This is a genomic window from Pseudomonas sp. SZ40, assembly GCF_052958135.1.
In genome coordinates this window covers 45,401-64,356 of the sequence record NZ_JBQWIF010000028.1, presented here as the reverse complement: position 1 = coordinate 64,356, position 18,956 = coordinate 45,401, and the positions used below count along the sequence as shown (strand labels likewise).

The following is an 18,956-nucleotide window of genomic DNA, read 5'->3' as shown; positions in this document are numbered from 1 at the left end:
CCCAGGCATGTCATGAGCGCTCGAACAGCGCCATCGCCTCAACATGTGCCGTTTGCGGAAACATGTCCAGAATACCGGCTTTTTTCAGTCGATAACCCTGTTGCAACAATTCGCCACTGTCCCGCGCCAGGGTCGTCGGGTTGCAGGATACGTAAACCAGCCGCTCGGCGCCGAGGCCCGCGATCTGCTGAACCACCTGCAGCGCACCATCACGTGGCGGGTCGAGCAAAATAGCGTCGAAACCGCCCGCAGCCCAGTCAGCATCGGTCAGCGGTTTGGACAGGTCGGCCTGATAAAAGTGCGCATTGCCCAGGCCGTTGGCGCGGGCATTGTCTGCCGCACGCTCGACCATGGCCTGCACGCCCTCCACGGCGATCACTTCGCGCGCTTGCCGGGCCAGCGGCAAGGCGAAGTTGCCGAGCCCGCAGAACAGATCCAGCACCCGTTCATCGCCACGCGGCGCCAACCAGTGCAAGGCCTGGGCCACCATCGCCTCGTTGACGGCGGCATTCACCTGCACGAAGTCACCCGGCCGGTAAGCCAACTGCAGGTTCCAGGTGTCCAGCCGATAGCCCAGTTGCTGCGCGGCATCCACCGGCTGAGGCTCACCCTCGCCCTGCAGCCACAGCTGCGCGCGATGCACCGTGCAGAAGGCTTGCAGTCGAGCCTGGTCCACCTCGCTCAAGGCGTCGGTGTGGCGCACCAGAACGGCGCTGGCGGTGCCCTGGAACAGCTCGACATGACCGATGGCGCGAGGTGCCTGCAATCCGCCGAGCAACGCGGGCAATGCACGCAGGATCGGCTGCAGCGGTTCGACCAGTACCGGGCATTCGCCAATGGCGACGATGTCCTGGCTGGCCGCCGCGCGGAAGCCAACTTCCAGGCGCTTGCCACGCATGTCCCAACGGACGGCGATACGTGCACGGCGGCGGTAGGCGAATTCGGGGCTGCTCAGCGGCTCTGCCCAGATATCGGGTCGCAAGCCGCCAAGACGTTCGAGCTGCTCGGCGAGCATGCGCTGCTTCAGGGCAAGCTGTTCGCCATGGGCAATGTGCTGCACGCTGCAGCCGCCACACACGCGGGCGTGTACGCACGGCTCGTCGCGGCGCTCGGAGCTGGCCTGGAAGACCCGTTCGGTGCGCGCGTCCACGACCTTGCTGCGGGCACCGAGCACCCGCGCCTCGACCTCTTCACCGGGCAACGCGCCGCTGACGAACCAGGTTCGACCTTCGATGAACGCGATACCGCGGCCGTCATTGGCCAGCCGCTCGATCTTCATACGCTGTTTCTTGCCGACGGGCACCTGAGCCGTTCGCGTGCCGCCGCTTGGCTGAAAGCGCAGACCGCCATTCTTGCCGGCCATCAGTTCTCCGTGGCGTCGTACACGCCAGTGGACAGATAGCGGTCACCGCGATCACAGATGATGGCGACCAGCACCGCATTCTCCAGTTGCCTGGACAGGCGCAGCATGGCCGCGACCGCACCGCCGGAGGACACGCCGCAGAAGATACCTTCCTCGCGTGCCATGCGACGCATCACGTCTTCGGCCTCGGCCTGCGCCATGTCGACGATCTGGTCGACACGCTCGGATTCGAAGATTTTCGGCAGGTACTCTTCCGGCCAGCGACGGATGCCCGGAATCGCCGAGCCCTCCATAGGCTGCAGACCGACGATCTGCACGTGCGGATTTTGCTCCTTGAGGTAACGCGACACGCCCATGATGGTGCCGGTGGTTCCCATGGAGCTGATGAAGTGGGTGATCTGCCCGCCCGTCTGGCGCCAGATTTCCGGGCCGGTACCGGTGTAATGGGCAACCGGATTGTCGCCGTTGGCGAACTGATCGAGCACCTTGCCGCGGCCGTCGGCCTGCATGGAGAGGGCCAGATCGCGGGCACCCTCCATACCCTGCTCCTTGCTCACCAGGATCAGCTCGGCGCCGTAGGCGGTCATCGCCGCCTTGCGCTCGGCACTGGAGTTGTCCGGCATGATGAGGATCATCTTGTAGCCCTTGATCGCTGCGGCCATGGCCAGTGCGATGCCGGTGTTACCCGAAGTCGCCTCGATCAGCGTGTCGCCGGGTTCGATGTCACCGCGCAGTTCGGCACGGGTGATCATCGACAATGCCGGGCGATCTTTCACCGAGCCGGCCGGGTTATTGCCTTCGAGCTTCACCAGCAGGGTGTTGCTGGTATCGCCGGCCAGTCGTTGCAGGCGAACCAGAGGCGTATTGCCGACGCATTCGGCGATCGTGGGGTATTGCGGGGTCATAGCGTCGATCGAGTCCAGACGGCTGCAGGGGGCGGTAATGATACCGGCAAAAAGGTCCGAGCCCTACTATCACCTGCATCGCCGTCGACTGGCTGGCGACGGCTGTCGGGTAGCGCTGGAGCCCCAGCCCTCTGCGTCGCAGGCCAACGGATCAAGACCATCAAACAAGACGATCTAAGCTAATAACGGATCGGTCTAGGATTCACGGAGGTTCAACCCTCGGCCGTGCGGGCGCCCCTCGTGACACCCGCGATCACCGGGGTGCCACTGAGCGGATCGCGCATCAGCGTGCAGCGTACGTCGTAGAGCTCCTCGACCAGTGCCGGTGTGACGATGTCGACCGGCGAACCCTCGGCGACGATACGCCCCGCCTTCATCGCCACCAGATGATCGGCATAGCGGCAGGCGCTGGACAGGTCGTGTACCACCATCACCACGGTCTTGCCCACCGACGCCAGGCTGCGGATCAGCTCGAACACTTCGATCTGGTGGCCTAAATCAAGCGCCGAGGTGGGTTCGTCGAGCAACAGCAACGGCGTCTGCTGCGCTACCGCCATGGCGATCCAGGCGCGCTGGCGCTGGCCACCGGACATCGACTCCAGCGGACGCTCGGCCAGTGCTTGCAGGTCGGCCACGCGCAGCGCCTCTTCGACGATGGCCTGGTCGTCCGCCGACCACTGACGCAGCAGGCTCTGGTGCGGCTGGCGACCGAAGCGGATCAGCTCGGAGACGGTCAGGCCGTCGGGTGCCGTGGCGTCCTGGGGCAGCAGTGCCAGTTGCCTCGCCACCTGTTTGGACGGCAGGCTGCCGATGGCCCGGCCGTTGAGCAGCACCGCGCCGGCACTGGGTTTGTGCAAACGCGACAGGCCGGCCAGCAAGGTCGATTTGCCACAACCATTGGGGCCGACGATGGCGGTCACCTGTCCTGACGGAATGCGCAGGGACAAGCGCTCGATGATCGCTGCATGGGGGTAACCCAGGCTCAGGCCCTCGGCCTGCAGGGTAACCTCGGCCTCGGGCCGAGTGGCGAACAGCTTGGACGTAGTCATCGGCTCAACTCCGCAGCGGCCGCCGATGGAGGCGGCCTTTCATGTCAGTCTGCGCGACGGCTGGCGCAACAGGATCCACAGCAAATAGGGCCCGCCAACCACGGCGGTGATCACCCCGACGGGAATTTCGATGGGTGCCAGCCAGGTACGCCCGACCCAGTCCCCACAGGTCATCAACAGCGCACCCGCCAATGCCGAACACAGCACAGGCACGCCGCGATGGCCACTCAGGTAGAGGGCCATCTCCGGCGCGGCGAGGGCCACCAGCCCCACCGGCCCGGCCACCGCAACGGCCAGCGCGGTGAGCAGTACCGTAGTGATCAGGGTCAGCAGGCGCATGGCCCTGAGACGCACGCCAAGCCCCACCGCCACGCTGTCGGAAAAACGCATCAGTTCCAGGCGCTGAGCCAGGTACTTGACCAGTGGCAGGCACAGGGTCAGGCCGATACCCAGTAGCCAGATGGCCAGCGCGGGGCGCGCGTTGAGGCTGCCGACCGTCCAGGGGTAGGCCACGTTGGCGGCATCGATATCGGCGCGTGCCAGCATCAAATTGGTCAGCGCGCCGAACACGGCACCCACGGCGATGCCGACCACGATGAAGCGATAGCCCCGGGCACCCGCACCGGCACTCAGACCGAAAGCCAGCACCGCCGCAGTGGTAGCGCCGGTAAGCGCCAGCGCGGAAGGTGCCAGGGTGGTGGGTACGGCAACGATGGACGCCACGGCGAAGGCCGTGGCGCCGTCGTCGATGCCGATCACTCCCGGGGTAGCCAGGCGGTTGCGCGCCAGGGTCTGCAGCAAGCAGCCACCAATCCCGAACGCCGCGCCGGTGAGCAGACCGGCGACCAGGCGTTGCAAGCGCAGCTCCTGAACCAGAAACACGTGCATGGGCTCACCCTGACCAAACGCAGCCGCCAGGGCCGTCCATGGGGACAGGCCAGCGGCGCCGGAGGCCAGACTGATGCCGGTGATGAGCACGATTGCCGCCGAGAGCCCCAGTGCGGCGAACACGCCACGCCTGTTCAACAGCACGCGCAGCGAGCCAAACGCCAGCAACCAGTATCCGCTCGGTGCCTTGGGCATGGACGACAGAGGGCCACTCATAAGGTCGGCAACCTGTGGCTACGTACCACGGCGATCAGCACCGGCGCGCCGATCAGGGCGGTCACCACGCCAATCGGCAGCTCGTAGGGGCTGACCAGCAGGCGCGACAGGATATCGGCGAACAACACGATGATCGGCCCGAGCAACAGCGACGCACCGATGGTGCGGCGAATGTCCGGCCCCAGCAGGCGACGCGCCACGAACGGCACGACCAGGCCAACGAAGGCCATCGGGCCGGCCGCCGCCGTGGCGGTACCGACCAGCACGGCCACGCCCAGCAAGGCGCCAAGCCGGGTCAGGCCAGGATGGTGGCCGAGACCGGTGGCCATCTTCTCGCCAAGGGCCAGGGCAGCCAGCGGGCGGATCAACGGCACGAGCAGCAGCAAGCCCAGCACCAGGCCAGGCGTACTCCAGGTCAATACATCCTGAGGGCGACCGGCCAGGGCACCGATGATCCAGAAACGAATCTCGTCGGCGCTGCGCTGGTCGTGCAGCAGAATCAAGGTGCTGATGGCGGTGAGAATGCCCGAGAAGGCTGCACCGGCCAGCACCAGGCGCACCGGATCGTCACCGACACCACGCACCTGGGTGACCAGCAATACCAGCAGGCAACCCGCCATGGCGCCCGCGATGGCCACGCCGAGATTCAGGGTGGCCGCACTGGCGCCCAGACTGATCGCCACCACCACCGCGAAGGACGCCCCGGCACTCACGCCCAGCAGACCGGGCTCGGCCAGCGGATTGCGGGTCGCCGACTGCAGCACCACACCAGCGGCCCCCAGCGCGACGCCGACCAGCACACCCAGCAGCGTGCGGGGCAGGCGCAACTCGAAGAGCACGAAGCGCGCTTCGTCATCCGCAGCGCCAAACAGCGCCCACAGGCTCCGGGTGATACCGACCTCCCCCGCGCCGATCAGCAGGCTGGCAACGCACAATAGCGCCAACGACGCGGCCACCCCCGCCAGCGCTTTGGCCAGTGGCGGACGACCGCCCTTCACATCCACGGTCATTGCGAGGCGACGGCCTTCTCCACGTCATCGAGAATCACGTTGGCAGCCAGCGGCCCGCTGCCACTGCTCCAGATCTGCCCGTCGACGCTCTGCACATGGCCGCTGCTGACCGCCTTCAGGCGCGCGAATGCCGGCTGCTGACGGGCCTGCTCCAGGGCCTTGTCGCCATCGGCGTTGAGGGTGGCAAGGAACAGCCAGTCACCGTCGATGCGCGACAGGTTCTCCAGGCTCAGGGCATCGCTATGGGGCTTGCTGGTCAGCTCCGCGGCCATTGCCGTGCCCTTGAAACCAAGCTGGCTCAGCAACTGGCCCACGAACAGGTGCTGGGACATCACGCCCGGCCCCTGCGGGCTCCAGCGCACCACCGAAGCGACCTGCCCCGGCTCGATCCTGCTCTTGATGCTCTGGATGCGCGTGTCGACCGCGGCGATGGCGGCCTTGGCTTCATCGACCTTGCCAAGAGCCTTGCCATAGAACTCGACATTATTGCGCCAGTCCTGGAACGAGTTGCCCTTGGGTACCGCGGTCGGCGCGATCAGGCTGAGCTTCTGGTACTGATCCCGGGTGAGCTCCGGCGAAGCCAGAATCAGATCCGGCTGCAAGGCGAACACCGACTCCAGATTGGTTTCCCGGGCGGTGCCGACGATGCGGATATCACCCGCCTTGCTCTTCAAGTACGCCGACACATCGCTGCCACCGCGCGTGGCAACGCTGCCCAGGGGCTTGACGCCAACGGCCAGGGCGACATCCAGCGCATTCTCGCCCAGGGTGACCACACGCTGCGGCGTGCCCTGCAACTCGAGCGCACCGAAGGCCGTATCGAGGGTGCGTGATTCGGCCACGGCACTGCCCAGTGGCAACAGCGCGACCAGGCCGGAAAACGCCAGCAGGCGTGAGCATCGGGATAGGCTAGCAATCATCGAAACCTCCTTTCTTTACGGTCAAACGAACGGCTGCGCCCTGCAGGCGGTCGCAGCGCAGTGGCACGGTCCTGGCTTCGCGGCAGCAGCCATACTGCGGCAAAAATGTTCAGGATTTTCATTTACATATGTAAATTCCGGGTGCATCGCCGCCGCGCCGAACCGGCTCATTGCGGCACCACTCGGGCAACGGCGGTATCGTCTCCGGCGCTCAGGCGCAGAGCCGGGCCGAGCGAGGCCGGCAGCATCGGGCCGTGACTCAGTTCCGGGTAGCGCCGATAGCGAACGCGGGCTTGCGGGATGGCCGCCAGGCGCTCGGCCAGTTGCTCGGCGGCGTTGGCCGGTACTGCTGCGGTGGCCTCGCGGCGCGCACGCACGTGCGGGGCCTCGTCCTTGTCGACAGGCGGGCGCTTGCGCTCTGCGCCCCCGGTCAGCAGCGTGAGGTCGAACGCCTGCCCCCTGGTGATGAATGCCCGGGCCTCCTGAAGAATGAAACCGCTCTGCCACCACAGCGAAGGATCGGCAGCGATGTAGCGCTGGAAGCTGTCAGGACGGGTGAACAGCGCGTGCAGGGTCAGCAGACCGCCATAGGAGTGTCCCCACAGACTTTGTCGCTGCGGGTCGATGCTGACCCGAGCCTGGACCAGCGGCTTGATGCGCTGCTCGAGCAGATCGAGGAACAGATCCGCCCCCCCGCCGTGGCGCTGGCGGGCTATATCGTCGATCACCGGTTCGCCGCCGGGCAGCGGTGGTGTGTAGTCGTACGCCCGGGCAGTCGCATCGAAACGCAGGTCAGTGGCATAACCGACGAACACCAGCACGGGCGGCCCACGCCGGTCCAGGTCGGCTAACTGCTGCTCCTGCAATGCACCGAGCGCGGCGTTGCCATCGAGCAGGTAAAGCACCGGATAGCCAGAGGCAGGCGCGGCCTGTCTGGGGGTAGCGATCCAGATGCGGTAATGGCGTTGGCCATCAACGGAAGCCAGATCCTGCTGGGTGAAACGGTAATGGGCAGAACCGTGATCGGCCAAGGTCGGCCCCAGCGGTTGGGAAAGATCCGGCTTGGCCACGGCGACACCAGTGATTGTCAGTAACAGGACGAAGATGCCCAGCCATGCGTTCATCAGCCCACCACACCGAGTTGTTGCCAGATGGGCAGCGTGTCGCTTTCGAAGCGGCTCAGTTGGGCCTGCAGGGGATCCACGGGGTTGGCCAGGGGCTGCCAGCCGACCTTTCGCAGCAAGGCGTCCACGGTCTGGCGAAGCGCCGCGCCACGCAAGTGCGGATGGTCGAGCAGAACCCGCGCGGCAGCCATCTCGACGAAATTAGCGGAGATCCCTGAGCCCAGACTTGGCGCCGCCAGATGGGAATAGCGAGCACCGCCAAGAACGCGCTCGCTGATCACTCTGTTGAAGGCCTGGCAGCCCGCCAGATCGATCTGGCCGGGCAGCAAGGGATGCACGTGCCCGGCGGCAGCCAGTGCTTGCAGCGCCGGGCTGATACTCCCTGCCTGCCCTGCCAGCGCGGGTAACCTCAACAAAGCGGGAAAGCTCTGCGGACGCTGCGCCAGGGCCTGCAGAATCGGCGAGAACAGCTGCTCGGCGCCCTCGACCGCGCCAATCCGCGTATCGAATGTCACGCCCCCGCTGGCCGGCGCCCCCGGTAACGCGGCCACTACCTGATCGAACAAGGCAGCCTTGTGCGCGTATTCGTCGAGCGTGCTGCCGCCACGCTGGTAGAGATCGCGGCGCTGGGTCTGGTTGCGTGCCAGATCCTTGAAGGTTTCCCGCAGGGCAGCCCCCTGCAGCCCGGCGAGCTGCTCGATGACGTTCGCCGGCAGGGACAGGTCGTCGATGTTGTCCATCAGGCTGGCGCTGCCGATATACCCCGTGCCGCACGACTCGAAGTCCGCCATCACCTCGGCGACCGGCAGCGTCGACCAGTGCTCGTTGAGCAACTCGTGGGCAAGGTAACAAGGGTCGTCCTGCAGGCTGCGCTCGATATGCCCGGCTACTTGCCGATCATGGGCGAACAACCCCGCACCACTCGCGCACAGACGCTGCAGTGCACGCAAGGCTTCGACGACGCGTTGCGCGGAAGAGCCGCAGAGGGTCTGTGCGTATTGCTGCACGAAACGTCGAGGCGCCGCGAAGAAGTCCAGCCCGGGCTGTGCCATGTAGCCGAGGAATACGATGCCATCCGGCTTCAGTTGCCGCTCGACGAACTGCCGGAGCCGTTGCCGATCCGCCGAGGGAACCCAGGAGTACACGCCGTGCAGGATGATGAAATCGTATCGTGGCGATGGGCTGGCGTTCTCCAGCATGGCCTGGAAACTGTCTTCGACGAACTCCACGTTGCTCACGCCTGCGGCCTTGGCCAACGCTCGGGCGTGGGCGATGTGCCGAGCATTGAAGTCCACTCCAACGAAATGCCCATGGGGGTTGGCCACAGCCTGCAGCACGGTGGCGAAGCCCTGACCGCAACCCAGCTCGCAGGACACGAATGGCTGACGCAAGTCGGGGCTCGCACGCCCCAGCGCACGGGCCGCGAAACTCAGCCAGATCGGCGTGGTTTCCCGCTGGAAGAAATGCGGATAGGGAACGTCGGTGATGTACTCGGCAGCCATGGATCTCGATCCGTAGAAACGCGAAAAGCCATCGCCCTGTGCAAGGGGCGATGGCCTGGATGCGACTAGTCAGAACGAGGTGGTCGCGGAGACATAGAACGCTCGACCTGGCTCGTTGTAGTTGTTGGCGCCTTCGGCACCGGAAATGCTCTCGCGGCGGATCTGCTTGTCGAACAGGTTGCTGACACCAGCCGCGAAACGCCAGTTTTCGCTCAGTTCGTAGTTGGCCCCCAGACCGACCAGCGTGTAGGGATCACGTGCCCGCAAGGCATCGCCGCTGGCAGCGCCACCATCGGTGGTCAGACGTCGCGGTTCCTGTTTGCCGTAATGGGTGACGATCAGCGACAGATCCAGCGCCTGGGTGACGCTCCAGTCGAGCATGGAGTTGACGGTGTACTTCGGAATCACCGACAGCGGCTCGCCAGTGCTCTTGTTCTTGTTCTGGATCATGTAGGTGAAATTGGTATTCCAGCTCAGGGTCTCGCCCTGGGTGCCGAGCAGCGGGACCGTGAGGTTCCCTTCCCAGCCGGATACGATGGCCTTGGGGGCGTTTTCCCACTCGAAAACCTGTGCGACATTGGTACCCGTACCAGGAATGAGCTGAACCGGACCGCTGCCGTTGCCCATGCCGGCGACGATCTTGTCCTTGTAGTCGTTATGGAAGTAGGTCAACCCCGCGATCCAGCCCGCGTCATCGAACGCGATGCCGATTTCCTTGTTGATGCTGGTCTCGGCATCGAGATTCTCGTTACCCAGGATGTAGCAACCGGCGCCCTGATTCGGGGAGTTGATCGGGCAGCCATTACCCATCGAGAAATACACGTAGTTGGGGTTGGACTGATACAGATTGGGCGCCTTGAACGCCTTGGCCACTCCCCCCTTGAGGGTAATGGTGTCGGTCAGTTTGTAGGAGCTGTTGAGGCTCGGGCTCCAGTTGCTGCCGAAGATGCTGTTGTCATCGAAGCGCAGGCCAGGCGTCAGCGTCCAGTCCGGCGTCAGCTCGATATTGTCCTCGATATAGAGCGCATAGTTGTCGGCGTCCGACTCCCCGCTGCGCCCACCGGCACTCATGCCTGGCAGCGTTGCGCCGTTGTAGCTACCCGACTGGCTGTTGGAGTACGGATCGTCCAGTTCTTCGCGCACGAACTCACCACCGACCGTCAGGGTCTGGTGGAAACCTAGCTCCAGCGGCAGGTTGAGCTCACCGAAGAGGCGATAGTTCTGCAGCTCGGAGGTCGCCTTATCCGTCCCGTTGATACCGGTTTCCGGCCCACCGGCCAGGCCTTCGGACATGCGACGGTTGCGAGTGTTCTCGTAGGAAAGACCGAGCTGCGAGGTGCCGAAATCCCAATCACCACGGTGGGTAACGCCGGCAGTCTGGCGGTACATGGTGTTGGTTTCCCGGCCCAGCAGGCCGGTGGTATTGGCGATCGTACTGGGGTGATCCTGGGCGCGCTCGCCAGCGTAGATGTTGCCCTGACGGCTAAAACCGCTTTCGAACTCCAAAGTTTGCTGATCATTCATATCCCAACGCAGCAGCGCATTGAGATCCTTGTTGCGCACGCCCTCACGCCCTGCAGGAGCCGGATTGGTACCGGCCGCATGCTCGCCGTTGAGCGTCGGCTCATCGGCGTCTGTCTTGTTCAGGTTGCCATAGACGCGGAAGGACAGGTCGTCGCTCAGCGGCCCTGCAGTGTTGAAACTCAAGCGGCGGGTGGCCCCTTCATCGCTGTCTTCCGGAATGTTGGTGTAGGCCGTGACGGAGCCGGACACCGTTTTTCCGGGTGCCTTGGTGATGATATTCACCACGCCCCCGGCAGCGCCGGAACCATAACGCGCCGCCGCCGGGCCACGCAGCACCTCGATGCGGTCGACCGCCTCGGCTGGTACCCAGTTGCTGTCGCCACGGCCGTTACGCTCACCGGAACGGCCCATGCGCACCGAATTGCGCGAAGTGACGGGCTTGCCATCGATAAGGATCAGGGTATTTTCCGGCCCCATGCCACGCAGGTCGATCTGCCGGCTGTTGCCGAATTGCCCACTGGCACTGTTACCCGTCAGATTGACGCCAGGCATGCGTCGAATGATTTCCGAGAGATCGTTGGCAGGCGGATGACGCTGGATATCGTCAGCGGTGATAACCGACACCCCGGGTGCCTGCTTGAGCTCCTGCTCGGCCGTGCCGATGACCCGGGTCTCGCCGATTTCCAGTGCGCGTGTTCCCTCGGCAGAAACGCTGCCTTCGCCGCTGGCTGCCGCCTCGTCGAGGGTAATTTCGGTCACTTGCGCATACACCGCCGCGGGCGCGCTGAATGCCAGCATGATGGCCGTGGCCAGCAGATTCGGTTTGTACTTCGGATTCATAGACGTCCCTTCAACCCCATACGCGTCATGCCCAAGCGGGCAGAAATCGGCGGACGGGGATGTCGGAACTGATTACTCAGGCAGCCATTCTAGAGGCGTCCCCGCCGTCATAACGGCGCAAATGATAGTAAATATCATATGAGAGTAAACGTCATTTACACTCTATACACTTTGCTCCCGGAGCTCGGCGGCTGGCAGCAGCAGATGCATGTGCAGGCCGCTGCCGGGCGGGCTTTCGGCCCACAGGCGGCCGCCCTGCAAGGCGATGGCACTACGGGCGATACTCAGGCCGAGGCCAAAGCCACCGTCACCGGGCCGTGCGCTGTCCAGCCGCGAGAAGGGCTCGAAGATGGTCTCCAGATAACGGACATCGATGCCCGGCCCGTCGTCGACCAGGCGCAGGTGCCAGCTATCCCCTTCCAGCTCTCCCAGCAAACGCACCCTGCCGTCGGCTGGCGAATGGCGGATGGCATTGCGCAGCAGGTTCTCCAGGGCCTGGGCGAGGCTGGTCAGGTTGGCGGCGACGAGGCAGCTCTCATCCACCTGGAACTGCAACTGGTCGCTCGACCAGCCCGTTTCGAAACAGGCATCCTCGACCAGCATGTCCCAGAGCTGCACCAGGCGAATCGGCTCACGGGCAAACTGCGGGCGTTCGGAATCCAGCCAGGCCAGCTCCAGAGAGTTTTCCACCAGGCGTTGCATGATGGTGATTTCACGATCCAGACGCTGGCGCAGCACCTGCGGGTCGCTCTCGCCGTCAGCGGCAACGCGCAGGCGACTCAAGGGCGTTCGCAGCTCATGGGACAGGTCGCGCAGCAGGCGGCGCTGGTAGGCGACGGTGCCCTGCAGGCGCTCGGCCATGTGATCGAAAGCCCGTCCCAGCTCACCGAGCTCGTCCTTGCGAGCCGCCACCGGTGGCCCCACGCGAGCGCTCAGGTCCCCGGCGCTCAGGGCATTGGCCTGGCGGCGCAGGATCACCAGCGGCGCGATGAACAGGCGGTACAGCAAGGTGCCAAGCAGTATGGCGAGCGAGGCCGGCAGCACCTGGCGCAGGAGAAACTCCCACAGCGGCTGGTAGTAGCGCGGGTCCAGCCGTGGCGGCAGCTCCATCACCAGACGGGTATGGCCGTCACTGAAGGGCACGTAAAAGGTCGGCCGCCCGCCTGGCCGCCCGACCTTCTGATCGAGGCTGCGCACGAAGTCCAGGCGTAGCGCCTCCTCTCTAGTGAGCGCCTGCGAGGACAGCGACCGGTGATCGTCATTCACCACCATGGCCCAGACCTCCTCGCGCTCGCGCAACTCACGGAGAAAATCATCCAGCCCCGGGGTCCCTCGCTCTGTCCAGGCGCTTTCGGCCTCCTGCGCGAAGCCGCGCATAGCCCGCTGGCTGGAGTCGGACAAAATGGACATCGAGTCGTAGACACGCTTGTCGAGATCCACATGCAGGCTGATGATCAGCAGGCAGAACAGCGCCAGCCCGACGACCAGTTTCCAGAACAGCGAGTGCCGGCCGGGCACCTCAGGATTCCCGACCGGTCAGCACGTAGCCTTTGCCCCAGACCGACTCCAGGCGCATGCCGGTGTAACCGATCTGCTTGAGTTTGCGGCGCACGTTGCTGACGTGCATGTCCAGGCTACGGTCATGCTGGGCATAACCGCGGTGCAGCACATGCTGATAAAGGAAGGCCTTGCTGAGCACCTCCTCGGCATGCCGGGAGAAGGTTTCCAGCAGACGGTACTCGGTAGGTGTCAGCAACGCCCAGTGACCGTCGTGGCAGACATCGGAACGGTCTTCGTCATATTTCAGCGCGCCCTCCTGCAAGGGCGGCGGCTGCTCACGCCGCTCGTAGGCCACCCGACGCAGGATCGCCTCGATACGCACGCTGAGTTCGCCGAGGCTGAATGGCTTGGGCAGGTAGTCGTCAGCCCCCTTGCTGAACCCGGCGATGCGATCCTGCTCGGCGCCCAGCGCAGACATCAGGATCACCGGCACATGGCGCCGCTCGCGAAGGCGCTGCAACACATCCAGGCCGTTGCTGCCGGGCAGCAGAATGTCCATCAGGATCAGGTCGAAATCCTGCTCCTGAGCCAGGCGCAACCCCTCGCTACCGTCGCGGCTGACGGTAACCTCGAAACCGCAGCCCTGCAGATGAGCCTGCAGGTGGGAGGCGAGAGCCGGGTCATCTTCGACCGCGAGAATCCGGATGGCGTGGGTGGCTGAGGACATCATGACGAGAGCGCTCTGAAAGCAAATGTGAACGATTCTACCTACTAGCGGCATACCCGGTAAGCAGTCGAACGCCAGGCAAGCGTCTGCACGGCGGAATCGCTACACTGCCTGGCATCGTGGAAAGGGGACGTCGCGTGTTCAAGGATATCGGCATCAAGGGCCGGGTACTGATGCTTACCCTGCTGCCTACCAGCCTGCTGGCGCTGGTGCTGGGTGGCTATTTCATCTGGATGCAACTCTCCGGGCTGCAGGCGCAACTGCTGCAGCGCGGGCACATGATCGCCGAGCAGTTGGCGCCTCTGGCTGCGCCCGCACTGCTGCACAGCGACAAATCGCTGTTGCAGCGCATCGCCACCGAAGCCCTGGAACAACCGGACGTGCGCGCGGTGAGCTTTCTCGCCACGCAGAACGAACGTCTGGCCCACGCCGGCCCCAGCATGCTCAACGAGCGGCCCACCATCGACAGCGACACCGTGGACGTCGCCCAGCAAAGCAGCCAGGACGCGACCCGCTTTCTGCTGCCGGTGATGGCCCAGCACCTGACCCTCAGCGGCGAAGAGTCCAGCCCGGGCAGCGACCCGATCGGCTGGGTGGAGCTGGAACTGTCGCATCACAACACGTTGCTCAGCGGCTATCGCAGCCTGCTCACCAGCCTGCTGCTGGTGGTCACCGGGCTGATCATCACCGGTTTGCTGGCGCTGCGCATGAGCCGCAGCATCAACGACCCCCTGCTGCGCATCAAGAATGGCGTCGCCCTGCTCAAGGACGGCCATCTGGAAACCCGACTGCCGCCATTGGGCAGCCACGAGCTGGACGAACTCGCCTCGGGCATCAATCGCATGGCCGAGTCCCTGCAGAATGCCCAGGAGGAAATGCAGCACAGCATCGATCAGGTCACCGAAGACCTGCGACAGAATCTGGAAACCATCGAGATCCAGAACATCGAACTGGACTTCGCCCGCAAGGAAGCCCTGGAGGCGAGCCGCATCAAGTCGGAGTTCCTGGCCAACATGAGCCACGAGATCCGCACCCCGCTCAACGGCATACTCGGTTTCACCAACCTGCTGCAGAAGAGCGAGCTGAGCCCGCGCCAGCAGGACTACCTGAGCACCATCGAAAAGTCCGCCGACAGCCTGCTGGGCATCATCAACGAGGTGCTCGACTTCTCCAAGATCGAGGCCGGCAAACTGGTGCTCGAGAACATCCCGTTCAACCTGCGCGACCTGCTCCAGGACACCCTGACCATCCTCGCCCCCGCCGCTCACGAAAAGCAGCTGGAACTGCTCTCGCTGATCTACCGTGACACCCCGGTGTCGCTGTCCGGCGACCCGCTGCGCCTCAAGCAGGTGCTCACCAACCTGGTCAGCAACGCGATCAAGTTCACCCGTGAAGGCAGCATCGTCATTCGTGCCATGCTCGAGGAAGAGACGGCCGACCGCGCGCAACTGCGCATCAGCGTGCGCGACACCGGCATCGGCCTCGCCGAAGAAGACCTGCGTGCGCTGTTCCAGGCCTTCAGCCAGGCGGACAACTCCATCTCGCGCCAGGCCGGCGGTACCGGGCTCGGTCTGGTGATCTCCAAGCGTCTGATCGAGCAGATGGGTGGGGAAATCGGCGTGGACAGCACCCCCGGCGAAGGCTCCGAGTTCTGGGTCAGCCTCAGCCTGCCCAAGGCGCGCAGTGACGCGGAAGATCAACCGCGCGCGCTCACCGGACGCCGAGCTGCCGTGCTGGAAGCCCACGAACTGGCCCGGCAGGCGCTGCAGCATCAACTGGAAGACTGCGGCTTGCAGGTCAGCGTATTCAGCGACCCGGAAAGCCTTTGCGAAGCCGTGAGCACCGCCAGTCGTTCTGCACAGCCATTCAACTGCGCGGTATTCGGTGTCACGGCCAGCTATCTGCCGCCGGATCAGCTGAGCAAGTACGTCTGGGACCTCGAGCACCTGACCTGCAAGAGCGTGGTGCTGTGCCCTACCACCGAGCAGACGCAGTATCAGGACTGCGTGCCCGACTGGCACAGCCAGTTGCAGGCCAAGCCCGCGTGTACGCGCAGGCTGCAACGCGCACTGACCGACCTGCTGGTGCCCAAGCAGATCCGCCAGCAGGCACCCCGCAGCGCCACGCGCTCGCCCGCCATCCTCTGCGTCGACGACAACGCCGCCAACCTGCTGCTGGTACAGACCCTGCTCGACGACATGGGCGCCGTGGTCACGGTCGCCAGCAGCGGCTTCGATGCCCTGGCCATCACCCGCGAAGAGGATTTCGACCTGGTGCTCATGGACGTGCAGATGCCGGGTATGGATGGGCGCCAGACCACCGAAGCGATTCGCCAGTGGGAACAGGACAGCGCTCGTTCGCCGATGCCCATCGTCGCGCTGACCGCCCATGCCCTGGCCAACGAGAAACGCACCCTGCTGCAGAGCGGTATGGACGACTACCTCACCAAGCCGATCAGCGAGCGGCAACTGGCACAGGTCGTGCTCAAGTGGACAGGCCTGTCGCTGCAGGGCGCCAACCAGGACCATGCCCCCGCGGATATCGCTGCACCGCCCACCGCGGTACTCGACAACGAGGAAGGCCTGCGCCTGGCCGCTGGCAAGGCCGACCTGGCCGCCGACATGCTGAGCATGCTGCTGGCCGGGCTGCCAGGCGACCTCCAGGCCATCCGTCAGGCCCGAGCCGACGGCGACCGCAATGCGCTGATCGAGCGCATCCATCGCTTGCATGGCGCCACTCGATACTGCGGCGTACCGCAACTGCGCGCCGCCTGCCAGAACAGCGAGACCCAGCTCAAGCAGGATCAGCCCATTCGCAGCAGCGGGCTCGATGAGCTGGAGCAAGCCATCGAGCGCCTCGAGCAGCAGGCTCGTTTCGATCAGGCACCGACTCAGGAATGAGCCTGGCCAGCCACCAATGTGAACGGCGGAACACCACTGCAGGTGTTCCGCAAGGCCCTTACCAGGCCTGATGCAGCCCTTCGCCTCGCCGGCCTGGCGCTGGCGGCAGCCCCCCCCCAACCGCATGCAGCGCTCATACACCAATTGAGCGCGCATGACAAAACTCTATCAACTTAGTTCAGATTTGCTGCATAATGAGAATCATTAACACTAAAATTAAGAATTCTTAACTCCTGCCTCCTCGTCCGGCCTGTTAAAAAGGCGCTCGCGAAGAAGGAGTCGGGGCGAGGAACAGTTCATGCGTGTGCTCGTAGTCGAAGACGATGTAGCCGTCAGCCGCTGGATCAGCAGCAAACTTCACGCATCCGGCCATAACTGCAAAATGGTCGACAATGGCGAAGGTGCACTGCAGATCATCCAGACCGAGGCCTTCGATGTGGTGGTGCTCGACCGCATCCTGCCGAAGATGGACGGCATCGAAGTGCTGACCCGCCTGAACGGTCGCAGCCATCCACCGATCCTGATTCTCTCGGCCAACGACCAGACCTCGGATCGTATCGAAGGCCTGCGCGCCGGTGCCGACGATTACCTGGGCAAACCCTTCGACTTCACCGAACTGCTGCTGCGTCTCGAGCTGCTGATCCGCCGCCGACCGCAGGCACAAGCGGGCGACAGCCTGCACATCGAAGACCTGCGCATCGACCTGGGCCGCCGCGAGGTCTCGCGTTCGGGACAGCGCATCGACCTCACCGACAAGGAATTCAAGCTGCTCCAGGTCCTGGCCGAGAACCGTGGCCAGACGGTGACGCGCAGCATGCTGCTGGAAAAGGTCTGGGGCTATCACTTCGATCCGCAGACCAACCTGATCGACGTGCATCTGTCGAAATTGCGCAACAAGATCGACAAGGACTTCAAGCCCGCCTTGCTCCGCACCATCAGGGCGATCGGCTATGTACTTGGCTAACAACCGCCTGCATCAACTACTCAATACCAGCAGTTTCCGCCAGGCCACGACGGTGGCTTTCATCTGCCTGCTGGTTGCCCTGGCCTCCATCATCCTCAGCAACCACCTGCTCGAAATCATCATGCGCAACCATGTTCGCGACATGATTCTGCTCGACATCCGCACCCAGCAGATGCACGGCCGCCTGGCCAACGCACCTCAGGTCGCCTCGGCACTGCGCTACCGTCAGCCAATGGAGATACGCAAGGACCGCCACTCCATCGTGCTCGACAGTCAAGGCACAGCGCTGTACGGCGATGCCCATCTGTTTCCCAGCGACTGCCCTGCCCCCTGCGAAACCAACTGGCGCCATGCGGAGTTACTGGACGCTCAGGGCAACCCCAGTGAAATGCTCGGTCTGGTGGTCCCGCTAAACGACGGCGGTCAGTATTTCAGCGCCTACGACCTGCGTCCCATGCTCGAGCGCACACGCATCATCCCGCTGATGGCTGGTGCCGGCCTGCTGATCATTCTGCTCTCGATCCTGATCATCAGCCTGCCGTTCAGCCTGCGTAACCTGTATCGCATCAACCGTATTCGCGATGCCCTGGTGCTCTATGCCGGTGGCGACCACAGCGTGAAAGTGCCCTACGACCATCGCGGCGACGAGTTCGATCAGCTCGGCGAAGAGATCAACCACGCCCTGCTGCGCATCAACCGGCTGATGGACGAGGTGCAGAACATCACCAGCCATATCGCCCACGAACTGCGCACACCGCTTACCCGCCTGCAGAACCGCCTGCTGAATGTCGCCGAGACCCTCGAAGGCGAGCCGCGCGAAGAGCTGTTACGCGCCGTGCAGGACAGCGAACGCATACAGAACCTGTTCCGTGCGGTCATGCGGGTGGCCGAGGTGGAGACCGGCCGCTGCGCCCACCAGTTCAGCTCACTCGGGGCACGCCAGTTGCTCGAAGACATCTGTGACTACTACCTGCCTCTGGCAGAGGAGCGCGGCTGCGAACTGAAGATCAGGCACAACGACTTGCTGTTGTATGGCGACCAGGCCCTGCTGTTCCAGGCGCTGGCCAACCTGATCGATAACGCCCTCAAGTACGCCCCGGCCGGCCGGCCCATCACGCTCAGCGCCTATGGCCAGGCCGGTTGGGCGCACCTGAGCGTGGCCGACAGCGGACCCGGCATCGCGCCAGAGCTCAACGGCAAGGCCATCGAGCGCTTCCAGCGCCTGCACCTCAACGCGGATATTCCCGGCAATGGCCTGGGCCTGACCTTGACCAAGGCGATCGCCGAGCTGCACGGCGGAGAACTGCTTCTGGAAGACAACAAGCCCGGCCTGCGCGCCATATTACGTCTCAAGGCCGCCGCCAGACCGCTGCCCGACAACGCAGTGACAGACCCCGCGAAACACGCCTCGATCGCCTGATTGCAGCCGCCCGGCAACCTTCCTTAAGCATTCTTAATGAAGCGCCGCTTGAAGCTCAATTGATAATGAATCCTAATATCACTCTCTATTAATCACCCTCCAAA

The 18,956-nt window shown here is 64.3% G+C and carries 14 protein-coding genes; 3 read left to right on the top strand and 11 right to left on the bottom strand.

Going from position 1 to position 18,956, the window contains the following annotated elements; genetic code table 11:
- Positions 1-10 precede the first annotated feature (10 nt).
- The 11 genes from rlmD to ACT9T4_RS19660 all read right to left on the bottom strand — a co-directional run bounded on the left by rlmD (position 11) and on the right by ACT9T4_RS19660 (position 13,571).
- Positions 11-1,363 carry a 23S rRNA (uracil(1939)-C(5))-methyltransferase RlmD gene (gene rlmD / locus ACT9T4_RS19710; protein ID WP_499118580.1) on the bottom strand — a complete coding sequence of 451 codons (1,353 nt, stop codon included), beginning with the start codon at positions 1,361-1,363 and terminating at the stop codon, positions 11-13.
- Positions 1,363-2,268 (bottom strand): cysteine synthase CysM, encoded by a 906-nt coding sequence (gene cysM, locus ACT9T4_RS19705; protein WP_042551898.1) that lies wholly within the window; start codon positions 2,266-2,268, stop codon positions 1,363-1,365. The genes rlmD and cysM overlap by 1 nt, the downstream gene beginning before the upstream one ends.
- Before the next feature lie 212 nt (positions 2,269-2,480).
- Positions 2,481-3,317: an ABC transporter ATP-binding protein gene (locus ACT9T4_RS19700; protein WP_042551899.1), complete on the bottom strand. Its 837-nt coding sequence runs from the start codon at positions 3,315-3,317 to the stop codon at positions 2,481-2,483.
- A 39-nt stretch (positions 3,318-3,356) separates the two neighbouring features.
- A complete protein-coding gene (locus ACT9T4_RS19695) occupies positions 3,357-4,421 on the bottom strand; it encodes a FecCD family ABC transporter permease (RefSeq protein WP_499118578.1) in 1,065 nt (354 codons plus the stop codon).
- A complete protein-coding gene (locus ACT9T4_RS19690) occupies positions 4,418-5,431 on the bottom strand; it encodes a FecCD family ABC transporter permease (protein WP_042551901.1) in 1,014 nt (337 codons plus the stop codon). The genes ACT9T4_RS19695 and ACT9T4_RS19690 overlap by 4 nt, the downstream gene beginning before the upstream one ends.
- Entirely contained in the window at positions 5,428-6,351 is a 924-nt protein-coding gene (locus ACT9T4_RS19685; protein WP_499118576.1) for an ABC transporter substrate-binding protein, read from the bottom strand. The genes ACT9T4_RS19690 and ACT9T4_RS19685 overlap by 4 nt, the downstream gene beginning before the upstream one ends.
- Positions 6,352-6,518: 167 nt before the next feature.
- The gene (locus ACT9T4_RS19680; protein ID WP_499118574.1) at positions 6,519-7,475 is read right to left on the bottom strand and encodes an alpha/beta hydrolase; all 957 of its coding nucleotides are present in this window, start codon (positions 7,473-7,475) and stop codon (positions 6,519-6,521) included.
- A complete protein-coding gene (locus ACT9T4_RS19675) occupies positions 7,475-8,977 on the bottom strand; it encodes a class I SAM-dependent methyltransferase (RefSeq protein ID WP_179538737.1) in 1,503 nt (500 codons plus the stop codon). The genes ACT9T4_RS19680 and ACT9T4_RS19675 overlap by 1 nt, the downstream gene beginning before the upstream one ends.
- A 69-nt stretch (positions 8,978-9,046) precedes the next feature.
- Positions 9,047-11,341: a TonB-dependent siderophore receptor gene (locus ACT9T4_RS19670; protein WP_499118571.1), complete on the bottom strand. Its 2,295-nt coding sequence runs from the start codon at positions 11,339-11,341 to the stop codon at positions 9,047-9,049.
- A 162-nt stretch (positions 11,342-11,503) separates the two neighbouring features.
- A complete protein-coding gene (locus ACT9T4_RS19665; protein ID WP_042551906.1) occupies positions 11,504-12,859 on the bottom strand; it encodes a HAMP domain-containing sensor histidine kinase in 1,356 nt (451 codons plus the stop codon).
- A 1-nt stretch (position 12,860) separates the two neighbouring features.
- Complete coding sequence (locus tag ACT9T4_RS19660; protein WP_042551907.1) at positions 12,861-13,571, bottom strand: response regulator transcription factor; 711 nt, start codon at positions 13,569-13,571, stop codon at positions 12,861-12,863.
- Between the two features lie 134 nt (positions 13,572-13,705).
- Here ACT9T4_RS19660 and ACT9T4_RS19655 point away from each other — a divergent pair, with 134 nt between their 5' ends.
- The 3 genes from ACT9T4_RS19655 (at position 13,706) to ACT9T4_RS19645 (ending at position 18,852) form a co-directional block, all read left to right on the top strand.
- The gene (locus ACT9T4_RS19655; protein WP_042551908.1) at positions 13,706-16,468 is read left to right on the top strand and encodes a response regulator; all 2,763 of its coding nucleotides are present in this window, start codon (positions 13,706-13,708) and stop codon (positions 16,466-16,468) included.
- Positions 16,469-16,766: 298 nt separating this feature from the next.
- Entirely contained in the window at positions 16,767-17,432 is a 666-nt protein-coding gene (locus ACT9T4_RS19650; RefSeq protein ID WP_042551909.1) for a response regulator transcription factor, read from the top strand.
- Positions 17,419-18,852: a sensor histidine kinase gene (locus ACT9T4_RS19645; protein ID WP_179538741.1), complete on the top strand. Its 1,434-nt coding sequence runs from the start codon at positions 17,419-17,421 to the stop codon at positions 18,850-18,852. Before ACT9T4_RS19650 ends, ACT9T4_RS19645 begins: the two co-directional genes overlap by 14 nt.
- Positions 18,853-18,956: the final 104 nt, after the last annotated feature.